Here is a 14,035-nt window from a genome sequence, read left to right as displayed (position 1 = left end):
CGGACGTACGTCAACGAGGGCCGTGTGAACAGCCGTCGAACTCACCCGTTCGTCACTGGGTCTCCGACACGGGCAGCTCCGCGACGACTGCGTGGTCGCTCTCGACGGGGCCGACGTTGGCGGCGCCGCCCGGGGAGCCGAGCTCGGCGAAGAACTCCGTGTCGGCGCGGCGGAAGTCCGTCCACTCGGAGGGGACGTCGTCCTCGAAGAAGATGGCCTCCACCGGACAGACGGGCTCGCAGGCGCCGCAGTCGACGCATTCGTCGGGGTTGATGTACATCTTCCGCTGGCCTTCGTAGATGCAGTCGACGGGGCACTCGTCGACGCAGGACTTGTCCTTGATGTCGACGCAGGGCTGGGCGATGACATACGCCATGAGCGACTCTCCGTGGTCCAGATGTCCTTGCCGGGCGGGTGAGTGCGGTGAGGGTAGGAGCCGCGGCAGGAATCCCCGTGGACGTCGGATGGAGTCCTTCTCGAACTCATGTTGCCCACGACTGTCCTGGTTGCCCGAGCTAATTCAGCACCCGTAGACTTCAACGGTAGATGAAATATGCAGGTCGGTACCTCTCGCTCCCGTGCCCGGCGCGGTGAAAGGACGTCGTGAACACGGTGTTCTCGGTTCTGGTGCTCGGTACGGCATCCGCGTTGGCGTATGCCGCCGCGGCGGTGGCGCAGCGGGTCGCTGCGCTCCGGTCCGCCGGGTCGCATGGGTTGGGGCTTCGGCGGTCGGGGGCGTGGTGGATCTCGCTGCTGCTGAACGCGCTCGGTGCGGTGCTGCACACGGCGGCGCTGCGGTACGGCTCGCTGGTCGCCGTTCAGATGCTCGGTGTGCTGACCCTGGTCGCGGCGCCCTTGCTGTCGTCGGCCGTGTTACGGCAGCGGCTGAGCGCCGCGCAGTGGTCGGGGACGGGGCTGACCGTGGCCGGGGTCGTGGGGCTGCTCGCGTTGGTGCCGTCCGCGGGGGAGAGCCGGACGCTGGACTCCGGTGAGCTGATCGGGGTCGTGCTGCTGACCGCGGTCGCGATGGGGGTGCCGGTGGTCGTGGCGGCGGTGGGGCGGGGGGCGATGGTGGCGAGCCTGTCGTACGCGGCCGCGGCGGGGGTCGCCTTCGCGGCGGCGTCCGCGCTGGCGCAGACCGCGGTGCTTCAGGTGACCGGGCTGGGGTCCGGGACGTTCGCGTCCACGGTGCTGGTGGCCGGTGGGGTGCTGTTTCTCGCGCCGGCGGGGCTGTTGCTGTGTCAACTCGCCTATCGGGGCGGGTTGGAGGCGCCGCTCGCCACGGTGACGCTGGTGAATCCGGTGTTCGCGGTGGTGGTGGGGGTGGCGGTGCTCGGGGATCGGTACGCGACGGGGCTGATGACGGTGGCTGTCGGGCTGGTCGCGGCGGTTGCTGCGGGGCGGGGGGTGTTCATCCTGGCCCGCGCCGAGACGTCGGGGGCGCCGGAGGGGTCTCGGCCTCAGGTGGCGGCGCCTGGGGGGCACTTCTGGGGCATACGGCTGCGGAGGTCGGCGGCGGTGGTGGTGGGGTCGCGGCGGTAACGGCCTCGGCTTCGCCTTCGGCCTGGATGGTGTTCCCACCCGCACCACCGCTATCAGAGTCGGGTGCGGGTGGCCCCTGTGGGGCGGATTCGCCGTTGGCGGCTTGCGTGGGGGCGTGGGTTCCTTGCGGTGCTGTTGGTGATCTGCTCTGACTGTGCTGTTGGTGATTGCCAATTGCTTGGCTCGGGTGGGTGCGTCGACCGTGTCGTCCCTTCGCTGTGGAGGCCCGCTCGAGTCCCGGCTCAGAGTCGGTCGTGCCCGGCGACTGCCGGCCTTGTCGGGGGTTCTGGGGCGTGGAACGCTTCTGTGAGGTGAGTTCAGCAGTTGTTGAGTTTCCCTTGCCGTCCGGTGGGCGGTGGGGGTCCACCACAGGGAGTTGCTATGAGCGGCACCGGTTCCGGTCTGACCGTCCATCCGGACGAGGCCGAGGCGCTGGCCTGGGTGATGCTGGCCGAGCTGTCTGGGACCGAGCCCGTGCCGCCACCCGGGGCCGAGGTGGATGTAGTGGTGGGGGACGGCGGTGAGGGATGACCGCCGATGTGTCCGTCGGCGCCCCGACCGAGGCGAAGGAGCCCGGCGAGCGGGACGTGCGGGGCGCTGCCCTTGCCGCCCGCGCCGCCTCCCTGCTGCTTGCCGGTACCACCGCTGACGTACGCAACGCCGCGCTGCTCGCCGTCGCCCGGCGCCTGACCGTCGACCCCGCCGACATCCTCGCCGCCAATCAGCGTGACCTCGCCGCCGCCCGGGACGCGGGGCTCGGCGGGAGCGTGCTGGACCGGTTGACCCTCACTCGTGAGCAGCTCGACTCGCTCGCCGGCACCGTACGCTTCCTCGCCGCCCAGCCGGACCCCGTCGGCGCCGCCGTGGACGGCACCGTCATGCCCAACGGGCTCGACGTACGACGGATCAGGGTGCCGCTGGGTGTGGTCGGGATGATCTACGAGGGACGGCCCAATGTGACCGTCGACGCCGCCGCCCTCTGTCTCAAGAGCGCCAACTCCGCTTTGCTGCGCGGCTCCTCGACCGCCCGGCACACCAACGCCGCGCTCGTCGCCGCCATGCGCCAGGCCCTCGCCGACACCGGCGTCCCCGTCGACGCGGTGCAGCTGGTGCCCGGGACCACGCATGCCGCCGTACACGAACTCATGTCCCTGCGCGGCCTGGTGGACGTCCTCGTCCCGCGCGGCGGCGCCGAGCTGATCCGGACCACCGTGCGCGAGTCGGCCGTACCCGTGATCGAGACCGGTGTCGGCAACTGCCATGTCTACGTCGACGCCCACGCCGACCTCGACAAGGCTCTCGCGATCGTCGTCGACGCCAAGACCCAGCGGACCTCCGTGTGCAACGCCGCCGAGTCGCTCCTCGTGCACGAGGCCGTGGCGGCCGACTTCCTGCCCCGGGCGCTCGCGGCGCTGGTCGAGCGGGGTGTCGTCGTGCACGGGGACGCGCGCGTACGGGCCTGCCACGGTGCGGTCGTCGCGGCTACCGGGGAGGACTGGGGCCGGGAGTATCTGGGTCTTGAGATCTCCGCCGCGGTCGTCGGGTCGCTGGACGCGGCCGTCGAGCACATCCGCCGGTACGGCACCGGGCACACCGAGGCCATCGTCACCGACTCGCAGTCCGCCGCCCGCCGGTTCGTCGCCGCGCTGGACACCGCGGTCGTCGCCGTCAACGCCTCCACCCGGTTCGCCGACGGCGGCGAACTCGGACTCGGCACCGAACTCGGCGTCTCCACACAGAAGTTGCACGCGCGCGGCCCGATGGGGCTGACCGCGCTGACCACCACCAAGTACGTCCTGGTGGGTGACGGGCACACCAGGGGCGGAACCGCCGCCCCGCTGCCCTAGACGGGAGGTCCGTTCATGCAGATACGCATCATCACCAAGACCAGGCCGGCGGGCCGGCTCGTGTACCAGGACGAGGCGCGGCGGGTCCGACGCCGGGCGCTCGCACCCCCGTTGGGCCTGGCCGGAGTGGACAACGAACCCGGTGAGCCGCACATCGTGCGCAGCATCGACTGAACGGCTTCAGCGACTCAGGACTCGGGGCGGCGCCCGTCGTGCGATTCGACGGGCGCCGCCCCGTGTTCGTCCGGCCCTGAGCGGATCTCAGATTCCGGGGCCGCCCGCGTCCCGGGACGCGAACTCGCGGGCGGGCAGCACTCGTACGTTCACCGCGCGGCGTAGTTGTGCCGGAAGCGCCGCGGCGGCGCGGGCCGCGGCCGGCAGCAGGACCAGGTCGTCCTGGTGCACCACCTCCCGGCCCGAACGGCCGCGCAGCAGCGACAGCTCCTGGAAGGCGAGCGAGGCGAGGCCGCGGGCGACCACATGGCCCTCCTCGTCGAGGAGTTCCACCGGGTCACCCGCCACGAACTGGCCCGCGACCCGGGTCACCCCGGTCGCCGGCAGCGCGCCCCGGCCCTGGACCAGTGCGTGCACCGCGTCCGCGGTGAGCTGCACCGTGCCGCGCGGGCTGCTGGCGTGCTCCAGCCACAGCAGATGGTCGGAGTTGCGGTCCCCGGTGCGGTGGAAGAGGGTGCCCGTCTCCCGTCCGGCGAGGGCGTCGGCGGCGTGCCGGGCGGCGGTGAGCACCACCGGGACGCCCGCGCCGGTGGCGATGCGGGCCGCCTCCACCTTGGTCTTCATCCCGCCGGTGCCGACGCCGGACGTCCCGGCGCCGCCCAACTCCACGCTCGCCAGGTCCTGTTGGCCGTAGACGTCGGTCAGGCGCTGTGCCCCGGGGCGCCGGGGGTCGCCGTCGTACAGGCCGTCTATGTCGGACAGCAGGACCAGCAGGTCGGCGCGGACGAGATGGGAGACCAGGGCGGCGAGGCGGTCGTTGTCGCCGAAGCGGATCTCCGACGTGGCGACCGTGTCGTTCTCGTTGACGATCGGTACCGCGCCCATGGACAGCACCTTGGTGAGGGCGCGGTAGGCATTGCGGTACTGGGCGCGGCGGCCGATGTCGTCGGCGGTCAGCAGGACTTGGCCGACCCGTAGACCGTAGCGGGCGAAGGAGGCCGTGTACCGGGCCACCAGCAGGCCCTGGCCGACACAGGCCGCCGCCTGCTGTCCGGCCAGGTCGGCGGGGCGTTCGGCCAGGCCAAGGGGGGCGAGTCCGGCGGCGATGGCGCCCGAGGAGACGAGCACGATCTCGGTGCCGCCGGAGCGGGTGCGGGAGAGCACGTCGACGAGGGCGTCCACGCGGTCGGAGTCCAGTCCGCCGACCGCGGTCGTCAGTGACGACGAGCCCACCTTCACCACGATCCGGCGGGCCCTGAGCACATCAGGGCGCAGTCCGCCGTTCTCCGCGGCGTTGGTGACGGGCAAGGTCATCGTTCCGCTCCAGATTCGAGGGCGAGCTCCCGGGGTACGGCCGGTGCGGCCGGGGAGGTGTCGCGCCGTTGTCGTAGGTCGCGCAGGAGCGCGTGCACGGTCTCCACGACCAGCACGGGACGCTCGTAGGGCAGGTCATGGCCCTGTTTCGGCACGGTGTGCAGGGTCGCCCCCGGGATGTCGTCGGCCAGGCGCAGGGCCTGGGCCGGTGGTGTGTAGGTGTCCAGAGCGCCGACCAGGATCCGGGTCGGGATCCGGCCGAGCGCGTCGAGCCGGCCCGCGCAGTCATGGGTGGTGAGCGCGGCGAAGAACTCGGCGACGGTGAGTGGCGGGATGGCGCGCAGTGAATGCGCGTCGGCCCGTGCGCTGTCGGTCTGCGGGCCGCGCCCGAACAGGGCGTGCCACAAGGGGGCGGTCGAGGGGTGCGAGAGCGGTCCGGTGAGCAGCCGGTGCACGGCCTTGGCCCAGCCCGGCGAGCGCAACAGCCCGTCGGCGACCAGGCGTTCGGCCTGTGCCCGCCGTTGCGCGCCCCGGTCCTGGGGTATGAACGGAACGGCTCCCACGTCCTCGACACAGGTCGAGAAGAGCGCCACGCCGGAGACCCAGGGTCCGAACAACTCGGGTTGGGCAGCGGCGAGTTGCTGCACGGACATACCGCCCATGGAGTGCCCCACGAGCAACACGGGCCCGTCCTCAGGCGCGGTGGCCCGACGCAGCACGAGATCCAGATCCCGCCCGAGCAGCGCCATGTCCAACGGCGCCGCCCCTCTTGTCGACCGACCGTGCCCACGCTGGTCGTAGCTGACGGCCCGCAGGGCGGGAAACCCGGGCCGGGGCCGCGTCAACGCCTCGATGTGCGGCCGCCATTCAAGTGCCGACATGGTCCACCCGTGCGACAGCACGACGGTGGCCTCGGCCTGCGGCGACCCATGCGCGTATACGACGATCTCGGCGCCGTCCCCGGTCACCACGGTCCCCGCAAGCCGCCGGTCCTGCATCCCGGCCACCGCACCACTCATGACGCCCCACCTCCCGGAACGGGCCGAATGGTGATGGTCACCCGCGGACTCCCCGGCGCCACGTAGGTTCGAGCGGAGCTACTGGTCAAGGTCACCCGAGGCCCCTCCGGCTGCCGCCGAACCTTCGCCCCGACCGACATCCGCACCCGATCCGCAACGATGCCCCCAGCGCCCCGCCGAGGACCGGATCCGAGCGCCAGGGGCGAGCAATCACCCGGGGTGCGCTGGGGGTTGGGGGTGAGGGGGGCGCGGGGTTGGTCGCCGGGTGTGCGCTGGGGGTTGGGGGTGAGGGGAGTCCGGGGCTGGTTGCCGGGTGTGCGCTGGGAGGTGGGGGTGAGAGGGGTCCGGGGCTGGTTGCCGGGTGTGCGCTGGGAGGTAGGGATGAAGGGAGCCCGGGTCCGGTCGCCGGGTACACGCTGGGAGTTGGGCCCGAGAGGTGTGCGGGGCCCCTCGGCCGGGATGCGCTGGGAGTTGGGGGTGCCGGGTGTGCCGGGGCGCCCACCGGGGGGCATACCTGCGGCACGCCGGCCGTCCGGAGTGAGGGGCACTCGGGGCTGGTCCCCGGGCGCGCGCTGGGAGTTGGGGCTGCTGGGTGTGCCCAGGCGCCCGCCGGGGGAGAAGGGTGCGCGGGACCGTTCGGCTGGGGTCCGCTGGGAGTTGGGGTTGGCAGGTGTGCCGGGGCGCCCGCCGGGGGCCGTGCCCGGGGCGCGCCGGCCGTCCGCGGTCAGCGGCATGCGCGTTCCGTCAACGAGCGGCGGCCCAGCCGGATACCGCACACCGGGCGGTACCTGCGAGCCCTGTGAACCCCGGGTACCGCCGGTCAGGGGCCGCCCATCAGGTCCCAGCGGCACCGAGGTCCGGGCGCCGCCCGGGACACCTCGCCCATCGGACCCACGCGGGACCGGCGCCCGGCCACCGCCCGACACTCCTCGCCCACCAGGCTCGACCGGCACCGAGGGCCGACCGACGCCCGGCACCCGCCGCCCATCGGAAGGGCCCGGCACGGCGTTGCGCCCACCCTGGCCCGTACCCGCAACCCGCCGTCCATCGACAGCACCTGCCCCCGAGTTCCTCAGGCCCGAACCCGAGCCGGCTGGTCCAGCTGCCCCGGCACGTGCGCCCGCCCCTGAGTTCCGCACACCTGAACCAACGCCTGCCGGTCCAGTTGCCGCGGCACGCGCACCCGAACCCGAGCCAGCCGGTCCAGCCGCCCCGGCACGCGCCCCCGCCTCCGGGTTCTGCACACCCGCCCCCGAGCCCGAAACCGAGCCCGAACCCCCAGGCCCAGCCCCACCCGCCCCGGACCGCTCCGCAGGCACCGGCCCCGCCGGATGCCCCCCGACAGGCGGGAGTTGAGGACGTGCCGCCGGTACACGCCGGGTGGGCGAGCCGTACGTCGGGAGTGGGGCTCGTCCCATGGTCGTCATGCCGTTGCGCACCGCGGGGCGTTGAGTGCCCGGCACCACCTGCTCGTCGGCGCTGGGTCGCCGTACCCGCTTCCGCGGTGCCCGGGGATTCGGCATCCCGCTCACCGGGCCGCGGGTGCAGGACGAGGCCAACTCGGCCAGCTGCCACGCCTGTTGGACCTGGCCGAAGCTCACGCCGAGGGCGCCTGCGATGCGGCGCGGGGTCCAACCGTGGCGGCGGAGGTACCACACGTACGCCGGGCGTTCGCGGGGCGTCGCGCTCAGCCTGCGGCCGCCGCCCGCCAGGTACGCGGCCAGCTCCGCTCCGGTCGACTCCAGCGTGCCCGCGATCCGCAGCAGCTCACGCCGTTCCCGCGCGTTGAACCCGCCCCAGATCCCGGCACTCTCGTCGCGCACGAGCGCCTCGCGCAGGCACTCCCGGGCCACCGGGCAGCGCCCGCACAGTCGTTTGGCGATGGCCTCGCGGTCGAGGCCGCCCGAGGCTCCGGGGAGCGGGAAGAACATCTCGGGGTCGGTATCGCGGCAGGCCGCGCGTTCGGTCCAGGGGTCAGGGTCCGCGTAGTGCGGTGGTGCGTGCATGGCGGTCGGCCCTTTCTCGGTGTGATCCCGGTGGCCGTGACTCTCGGCTGTCCTCTCGGATTAAATTCCATGTGCGTTGAATTTCGCTCTAGTTGGAGTCAACTCCCCACTCGTAACGTCTTGTTCAGAGGTCGACCCTGGGTAGTGCCCGAGTGAGGGACGCCTCCGACACGTCGTTTCAGCATCGCCATGCGTCGTCGCGCGCCGATTTGTCGTGCGCGCGTTCGGTGAGACGCGCCTCTCAGGCGCCAGCGAAGGACAGCACCGTCAGAAACCGGGGGGAGTGTTCGGCATGCGCGGATTTCCTGGCCAGAGCCAAGAAGCGGCGAAGTTGTGCGTGTCCCGGGCGCCCGAGCACCGGGCCGGACGGGACCAGTGCCTCCTTCATCAGCTTCCTTCACACTGCTTTGGAGATGTCATGCCTGTCGTCACCGCTCCGGTTGTCGCGCTGCCTCGTCATCAGGTGACCACCGACGAACTCATCGAACGCATCGGCGAGTTGTATCCCGATCACCCCAGGCTGCGCGCGATCCACCAGGTCATGCGGCGCAGCGGAGTCCGCACCCGCTGGTACACCCGGCCGCTGGACCAGCAGTTCCTCACGGACCGTCCGCTCCGCGAGTCCACCAGCCGGCATCTGCTGGATTGCCTCGACCTGGCGGAGCGTGCCGGCCGTGCGGCGCTGCGGGAGGCCGGGCTGAAGCCGGAGGACGTCACCGCCCTCGTCGTGTCCAGCGCCACCGGACACACCGTTCCCGGACTCGACGTCCTGCTGATGGAGCGGCTCGGTCTGTCCCCGTCCGTCCGGCGCATGCCAGTGAGTCAGCTGGGCTGTGCCGGCGGTGTTTTCGCCGTCTCCACGGCCGCGGAGCTGGTGAGGGCCCGACCGGACGCCATCGTGCTGGTGGTGTGCGCGGACGCTCTGAGCCACTACCTGCATCCCGGTGACACGGGCATGGACGGGATGATCTTCAAGGCCATCCTCGGTGACGGGGGCGGCGCCTGCGTGGTCCGGGATCGAGCCAAGGGACCGCACATGGAGATCGAGGGTTCCTGGGAGTGCCTGGACGTCAGCGGCCGGGACGTGGTGGGCGGTGGTCCCGAGGGCGACGGGCTGCACATGCACAACTCCCCCCGCCTGGCGGAGTCGGTCGGCGGCCTCCTCGTGGGCCTGCGGAAATGGCTGAGGGCGACCGCGCCCGTCGGCACTGACGGTGCCCCCGACTTCGTCGTCTCGCACACCGGAAGCCCCCGGATCCTGGACTGCCTCGCGGACGGTCTCGACTGCCCGCCGGAGATGTTCGGACTGGCCCGTGACTCGCTGCGCGACCTGGGCAACCTGGGAGCCGCGTCGGTACTGGAGGTCATGGAACGGACCTTTGCCAAGCGCCCGCAGCCGGGCCAGCGCGGCCTCATGGTCGCGGTGGGCCCGGGGGTTTGCCTGACGGCGGTGAAGACCGTCTGGCGCGACGGCGTCTGACGGTACGTGGCTCCGGCACAGGGTCGCCCACCCCCGGTCTGTGGAACGGGGGTTCGGGCGATCAGCGCGATTCGTCGGGGTTGGCGGGGGTGAGTGTGGTCGACAGCCGCACCTCCAGCGCCGGCGTCACCCAGGCCAGGAATTCGGCGAACTCCATGCCGGCCAGGGGTTGGAGCTGGAGGATGTAGCGCATGACGGCGAGCCCGGCGAGATGGCTGGCGGCCAGTGCGGCACGGATCTCGGCGTCGGGCAGGTCCCGGTAACCGGAGGCGTTCGACCAGGACTTGGTACTTGACTCGATCCGCCTGCGGAGCACCCCCGAGGTGCCACTGTCGGCCATGCCCGCCCGGTAGATGGCGGTCATGGCGTAGCGCGTCCTCTCGTTCTCCCAGAAGGAGAAGTACGTCTGCGCGATCCAGGATGCCTGGGTGGAGGTGGGATCCCCGAATGGTGTCTCGTCGAAGGATGTCGAGACACTGAAGGACGAGTTGACCGCGGCGTCGAACACCCCCTCCTTGTTGCCGAAGAAGTGGTGCACCAGCGCGGGGTCCACTTTGGCGCTCTCGGCGATGGCGCGGATGGTGGTGCGCGCGTAACCGCGGTCGGCGAAGAGGTGGAGCGCGGATTCGAGGATCTGCTCCCGGGTGCCGCTCTCCCCCGGGCGGCGCCCGCTGCGGGCGCGCTTCGGACGGCTCAGCTGGGTCTGCGAATCGTCGGGCGGGTCGGCCTTGTCGGCCCCCCGGGACGTAGAAGCGGAATCATCTGAGCGCCTGGGTTTCATGAGATCACTGCACTTTGGATGGGGGGTTTCGGAACAAGTAATTCACTGTATAATGAAAATACTCTATCAGGTCGGAACTTGTCAGACCATGGACATGCGGAGTCTTGGCTTCTTCCTTACTCCGACCCATCCTGTTCACTCCGCCGCCAGTACCGTACGCAGTGAGGGCGCCACCAGATCCGCCAGCGCCGCCACCGGCAGATCGGCGATCGGCCGCAGCCGCAGAACGTAGCGGGTGAACGCCACGCCCAGCAGCTGCGCCGCCAGCACCCCGCTGCACGCGTCCGCGCGCTCCGGACCCAGGGCGCCGCGCAGACTGCTGGTGAACTGCTCGTGCAGCATCCGCCGAAGATGCTCCGCCGCCCGCTCGTTGGTCGCCGCACAGCGCAGCAGCAGCCGCATCGAGCCCTCGTCGAGGTCGTCCTCCCAGGGCGCGAGGAAGTGCGTGATCAGCTCCTGCGGCAGCCGTTCCATGGGCGTACCGGTGAGGTCCGGTAAACCCAGGTCCACGTCGAGGGCCGCGTCGAACAGCTGCTCCTTGCTGCCGAAGTAGCGCATGACCATGGAAGGGTCGATGGACGCCGTCGCCGCGATCGCCCTGATCGTCGACCGCTGGTAGCCGTCGGCCGCGAAGTGCATCCGGGCCGCGCGCAGTATGGCCTCCCGGGTCCGCTGGGAACGCGTCGGCATCAGCTGTTGTGCCACGGCGACGAGCCTTTCCACGTCTGGTCCGCACAGGCCCCCTAGGGCCTGTTCTGAGTTCCCCGCCTGCGCAGCGACGCCCGGCACGCACCCTCGCCGCACGGCGCCGCTGGACAGGTGGCTCCGCCACATGACCAGCGACACCGCACACCGAGGGCACGCACCGAACGCCGCTGCGCCCGCGCTCCGCGCGAACGACGGGGAACTCAGAACAGGCCCTCGCGGGAGGCGGTTCGAGGGATTCGGCCGGGCTCGGTCGGTCCTTCACGGTGTCCTCTCGTCACGTGCGGTCGGCGCGGGCCGGTTCCGAGTCGGCGGCTTCGGCGGTCTCCTCCTGGGCCCGCCGGGCCGGGGTCGCGGTCTCGGCGGCGGGGGACGTGCCGCGCCCGCCGGCCGGGCCCTCGGTGCCGCACCAGCGGTGCAGCGCCTGCCGTACGCGCTCCTCGCGGCCCGTGGTCGACGACGTGCTGTCCACCCAGGCAGCGTAGCCGTCCGGGCGGACCAACACTGTGCTGACGCCGGAGAGTTGCGGAACCGGTCCGGCCACCCGGACCGGGCAGACCCGCGAGCCCCAGGACTCACAGACCGCGGCCGCCGTACCGTCCGCGCCCAGGTCGAGCAGCAGGAACCGGCCGTCGCGCATCAGCTCGTACAGCCGCACCGGCGCACCCTCCGCCTGCGGCACCGCCAGATCCGGCACCCGCTGGCCGGGGCGCAGCCGGGCGCCGCCCAGCGCGACCGGACGGCCCCGGCCCGCGTATCCGGCGCGCAGCCCGGAGATCGCCTCACCGGCGACCTTGTTGATCCGGCGCCGCCCGAGCAGCCGGGACAGCATCACCCGGCGCAGATGGCTGACCACGGGGGAGGGGTGCGTGGCCATCCGAGTGGCGTGGTCGGTGGCCTTGAGGATCCGCTGCGCCTGCGGGCGCCGCTCGGACTGGTAGGTGTCGAGCAGCCCGGCCGGCGCCCAGCCCTGGATCGTGGCCGCCAGCTTCCAGCCGAGGTTGACGGCGTCCTGGATACCGAGGTTGAGGCCCTGCCCGCCGAGCGGCGAGTGCAGATGCGCCGCGTCGCCCGCCAGCAGCACCCGGCCGGTGCGGTACTGGTCGGCGAGCCGCTGGTGGATCTTGAACCGGGCCAGCCACTGCGGGTCGTGCGGCTTCGGGTCGAAGCCCAGCACCTCCGTCAGCCGCTCGGCCAGCTCCTCCAGCGTCACCTCGTCCCGCGTCCACGGGTGGTCCCGGTGCATCACCGCCACCCGGTACAGCCCGTCCCCGAACGGCACCGACACCATCAACGCGCCGCCCCCGGACAGCAGCACCACGTCGTCCTGCGGCGGAGTCTCGAGACGGACGTCGGCGAGGATCGGCGCGATGTCGTACGTACGGCCGCGGAAGGAGATGCCGGACAGTTCGCGCACCGCGCTGTGGGCGCCGTCGCAGCCCACCACGTAGTCCGCGGTCTCCTCCCACTCACCGGACTCGGTGCGCACAAGCAGCCGTACACCCGTGGCGTCCTGCTCCACGCCGAACACCTCGGCGCCGCGCTGCACGATGACTCCGAGATCGATCGCGCGCTGCTGGAGCGCCTCCTCGGTGCGGCTCTGCGGGACCACGTAGAGGGCCGGGAAGCGGCTGTCGATGCCGGTGAAGTCGATCGACGCGCCCTGCGCGGGCCGCATCCGGCCGACCGGCCGGCCCACGGCGGTCAGCGCGTCGGCGTGCCCGCGCAGATCGAGCACCTCCAGCGTCCTGCTGTACAGCGCCATGGCACGGGACTGCGCGGACGGCTTCGTACGGCGCTCCAGCACGGTGCAGGAGACTCCGGCCGCGGCCAGTTCACAGGCCAGGGCCAGTCCGGTGGGTCCCGCTCCGACGATGATGACGGACTGCTCAGGGGTGGGTGCCATGGGTCTCTCCTTGGACATCGGTCAGCGATACGGCCGGCGCGGGCGGCGCACCGGGAGCGGCGGACGGCCGGCCGGCTCGCGCCGCCCAGGCACCGGAGCCGAGCGCCAGGGCACCGAGCAGCAGCCAGCCGACGGCCCCGCGCTGCACCACGAGAAACGTGACGACGAGCGGACCGTAGGTGTTGCGGGCGGCGTTGCCCAGGCTGAAGAAAGCCAGATAGACCTGGCGGCGGTCCTCGGGCGCGAGATCGTAGGAGATCGCCCAGGCGCCCGCCTGCTGGTGCATCTCCGCGAACGCCTGGAAGGCCACCGCGCCGAGCAGCACCGCGACCGCCGCGGCCGCCGGCAGCGCCCCGGTGGCGGCGAGGGCGCAGCAGCCCACGGCGAGCAGCAGCCCGCTCAGCCTGAGCGCACGGCCGCCGTCCTCGGCCGTCTCGATCCCGCGCGTCGCCCGGACCTGGAACAGCACCACCACGACCGTGTTGAGCACCAGCGTCCAGGCGATCACCGAGCGGGGCAGCTCGTCATGGGCCAGCACCCACAGCGGAATGCCCACCGTCAGCACCGTCACATGCAGGCTCACCACGGAGTTGAGGCAGGTCAGCACGGTGAACCGGCGGTCCCGGAAGACCGCGAGGCGACGCCGCCACGGCAATGGCCGGCCCCCGCCCGCGCCGCCCGCCCTGAGCCGGGTCACCAGCGCCGCGGCGAGCACGAACGACAGCGAGTTGCCGTACACGACGGCCAGATACACCCCGTCGCTGTCCCACAGCAGCGCCCCGGCGGCAGCGAGACCGCCGAGCGAGAGACCCAGGTTCTGAAGCGAACGGGCCATCCCCATCGCCCGCACCCGCTGCCCGGCCTCCACGGCCGCCCCGAACAGGCCCTGCACCAGCGGCGAGGCGGCGCGGTCGGCCACCGCGAGCAGGGAGACCACGCACAGGAACGGCACGAACCCGGAAGCGAAGGGGTAACACGCGAGCAGCGCCGCCCGGGTCACATGGGCGGCGATCAGCATGCGGCGCGGACCGGCCCGGTCCGCCAGGATCCCGGTGGGCACCAGCAGCGCGAAGGACACCGCGCCCGCGACGCCCAGACCGAGCCCCACCTCACTGCTGCCCAGGTCCAGGTAGCGGGTGAGGAAGACGACGGAGACCGCCATGTAGAGCCCGCTGCCGAGGGCGTCCACGAACACCGCGGCCAGCAGCACGAGCGCGCTGCGCGGCAGCCGCTCCCGCTCGGCGGACTTCTTCATGTCGGC

Annotated in this window: 13 protein-coding genes; 5 read left to right on the top strand and 8 right to left on the bottom strand. The window is 72.1% G+C overall.

All coding sequences use genetic code 11. The annotated features are described in order from the left end of the window. Nucleotides 1-52: 52 nt before the first annotated feature. A complete protein-coding gene (gene fdxA / locus BN159_RS09825) occupies nucleotides 53-376 on the bottom strand; it encodes a ferredoxin (protein WP_015656799.1) in 324 nt (107 codons plus the stop codon). Between the two features lie 227 nt (nucleotides 377-603). Here fdxA and BN159_RS09820 point away from each other — a divergent pair, with 227 nt between their 5' ends. The 4 genes from BN159_RS09820 (at nucleotide 604) to BN159_RS45685 (ending at nucleotide 3,563) form a co-directional block, all read left to right on the top strand. Beyond that, on the top strand, nucleotides 604-1,542 hold the full coding sequence (locus BN159_RS09820; RefSeq protein ID WP_015656798.1) for a DMT family protein: 939 nt from the start codon (nucleotides 604-606) through the stop codon (nucleotides 1,540-1,542). A 381-nt stretch (nucleotides 1,543-1,923) separates the two neighbouring features. Then, a complete protein-coding gene (locus tag BN159_RS45690) occupies nucleotides 1,924-2,073 on the top strand; it encodes a hypothetical protein (RefSeq protein ID WP_015656797.1) in 150 nt (49 codons plus the stop codon). Then, nucleotides 2,070-3,389, top strand: a complete 1,320-nt coding sequence (locus BN159_RS09815; RefSeq protein ID WP_015656796.1) for a glutamate-5-semialdehyde dehydrogenase — start codon at nucleotides 2,070-2,072, stop codon at nucleotides 3,387-3,389. The genes BN159_RS45690 and BN159_RS09815 overlap by 4 nt, the downstream gene beginning before the upstream one ends. 15 nt (nucleotides 3,390-3,404) lie before the next feature. Beyond that, nucleotides 3,405-3,563 carry a hypothetical protein gene (locus BN159_RS45685; protein ID WP_015656795.1) on the top strand — a complete coding sequence of 53 codons (159 nt, stop codon included), beginning with the start codon at nucleotides 3,405-3,407 and terminating at the stop codon, nucleotides 3,561-3,563. A gap of 87 nt (nucleotides 3,564-3,650) precedes the next feature. Here BN159_RS45685 and proB read toward each other — a convergent pair whose 3' ends face one another. The 3 genes from proB to BN159_RS47005 are packed head-to-tail and all read right to left on the bottom strand — an operon-like array spanning nucleotide 3,651 to nucleotide 7,902. Further along, complete coding sequence (gene proB / locus BN159_RS09810) at nucleotides 3,651-4,877, bottom strand: glutamate 5-kinase (protein ID WP_015656794.1); 1,227 nt, start codon at nucleotides 4,875-4,877, stop codon at nucleotides 3,651-3,653. Beyond that, complete coding sequence (locus BN159_RS09805; RefSeq protein WP_015656793.1) at nucleotides 4,874-5,896, bottom strand: alpha/beta fold hydrolase; 1,023 nt, start codon at nucleotides 5,894-5,896, stop codon at nucleotides 4,874-4,876. Before BN159_RS09805 ends, proB begins: the two co-directional genes overlap by 4 nt. Continuing rightward, entirely contained in the window at nucleotides 5,893-7,902 is a 2,010-nt protein-coding gene (locus BN159_RS47005; RefSeq protein WP_015656792.1) for a WhiB family transcriptional regulator, read from the bottom strand. The genes BN159_RS09805 and BN159_RS47005 overlap by 4 nt, the downstream gene beginning before the upstream one ends. Before the next feature lie 418 nt (nucleotides 7,903-8,320). Here BN159_RS47005 and BN159_RS09795 point away from each other — a divergent pair, with 418 nt between their 5' ends. Next, nucleotides 8,321-9,382 carry a 3-oxoacyl-[acyl-carrier-protein] synthase III C-terminal domain-containing protein gene (locus BN159_RS09795; RefSeq protein WP_015656790.1) on the top strand — a complete coding sequence of 354 codons (1,062 nt, stop codon included), beginning with the start codon at nucleotides 8,321-8,323 and terminating at the stop codon, nucleotides 9,380-9,382. Nucleotides 9,383-9,443: 61 nt separating this feature from the next. Here the strand turns inward: BN159_RS09795 and BN159_RS09790 are convergent, their stop codons facing one another. The 4 genes from BN159_RS09790 to BN159_RS09775 all read right to left on the bottom strand — a co-directional run bounded on the left by BN159_RS09790 (nucleotide 9,444) and on the right by BN159_RS09775 (nucleotide 14,029). Next, the gene (locus BN159_RS09790) at nucleotides 9,444-10,163 is read right to left on the bottom strand and encodes a TetR/AcrR family transcriptional regulator (protein WP_015656789.1); all 720 of its coding nucleotides are present in this window, start codon (nucleotides 10,161-10,163) and stop codon (nucleotides 9,444-9,446) included. A 135-nt stretch (nucleotides 10,164-10,298) separates the two neighbouring features. Next, nucleotides 10,299-10,868, bottom strand: a complete 570-nt coding sequence (locus BN159_RS09785; protein ID WP_231905598.1) for a TetR/AcrR family transcriptional regulator — start codon at nucleotides 10,866-10,868, stop codon at nucleotides 10,299-10,301. Nucleotides 10,869-11,145: 277 nt separating this feature from the next. Beyond that, nucleotides 11,146-12,774 (bottom strand): FAD-dependent oxidoreductase, encoded by a 1,629-nt coding sequence (locus tag BN159_RS09780; protein ID WP_015656787.1) that lies wholly within the window; start codon nucleotides 12,772-12,774, stop codon nucleotides 11,146-11,148. Then, nucleotides 12,758-14,029: an MFS transporter gene (locus tag BN159_RS09775; protein WP_015656786.1), complete on the bottom strand. Its 1,272-nt coding sequence runs from the start codon at nucleotides 14,027-14,029 to the stop codon at nucleotides 12,758-12,760. Before BN159_RS09775 ends, BN159_RS09780 begins: the two co-directional genes overlap by 17 nt. Nucleotides 14,030-14,035: the final 6 nt, after the last annotated feature.

The sequence above is a fragment of the Streptomyces davaonensis JCM 4913 genome (genome assembly GCF_000349325.1).
GTDB classification, from domain to species: domain Bacteria; phylum Actinomycetota; class Actinomycetes; order Streptomycetales; family Streptomycetaceae; genus Streptomyces; species Streptomyces davaonensis.
This window is presented reverse-complemented; position numbering and strand designations above follow the sequence as displayed.

Excerpts from the sequence above, each read along its gene's own strand:
- BN159_RS09780 (WP_015656787.1), bottom strand. The coding sequence starts at position 12,774 with ATGGCACCCACCCCTGAGCAGTCCGTCATCATCGTCGGAGCGGGACCC.
- BN159_RS09805 (WP_015656793.1), bottom strand. The coding sequence starts at position 5,896 with ATGAGTGGTGCGGTGGCCGGGATGCAGGACCGGCGGCTTGCGGGGACC.
- BN159_RS09790 (WP_015656789.1), bottom strand. The coding sequence starts at position 10,163 with ATGAAACCCAGGCGCTCAGATGATTCCGCTTCTACGTCCCGGGGGGCC.
- BN159_RS45690 (WP_015656797.1), top strand. The coding sequence starts at position 1,924 with ATGAGCGGCACCGGTTCCGGTCTGACCGTCCATCCGGACGAGGCCGAG.
- BN159_RS09775 (WP_015656786.1), bottom strand. The coding sequence starts at position 14,029 with ATGAAGAAGTCCGCCGAGCGGGAGCGGCTGCCGCGCAGCGCGCTCGTG.
- fdxA (WP_015656799.1), bottom strand. The coding sequence starts at position 376 with ATGGCGTATGTCATCGCCCAGCCCTGCGTCGACATCAAGGACAAGTCC.
- proB (WP_015656794.1), bottom strand. The coding sequence starts at position 4,877 with ATGACCTTGCCCGTCACCAACGCCGCGGAGAACGGCGGACTGCGCCCT.
- BN159_RS45685 (WP_015656795.1), top strand. The coding sequence starts at position 3,405 with ATGCAGATACGCATCATCACCAAGACCAGGCCGGCGGGCCGGCTCGTG.
- BN159_RS09795 (WP_015656790.1), top strand. The coding sequence starts at position 8,321 with ATGCCTGTCGTCACCGCTCCGGTTGTCGCGCTGCCTCGTCATCAGGTG.
- BN159_RS47005 (WP_015656792.1), bottom strand. The coding sequence starts at position 7,902 with ATGCACGCACCACCGCACTACGCGGACCCTGACCCCTGGACCGAACGC.
- BN159_RS09815 (WP_015656796.1), top strand. The coding sequence starts at position 2,070 with ATGACCGCCGATGTGTCCGTCGGCGCCCCGACCGAGGCGAAGGAGCCC.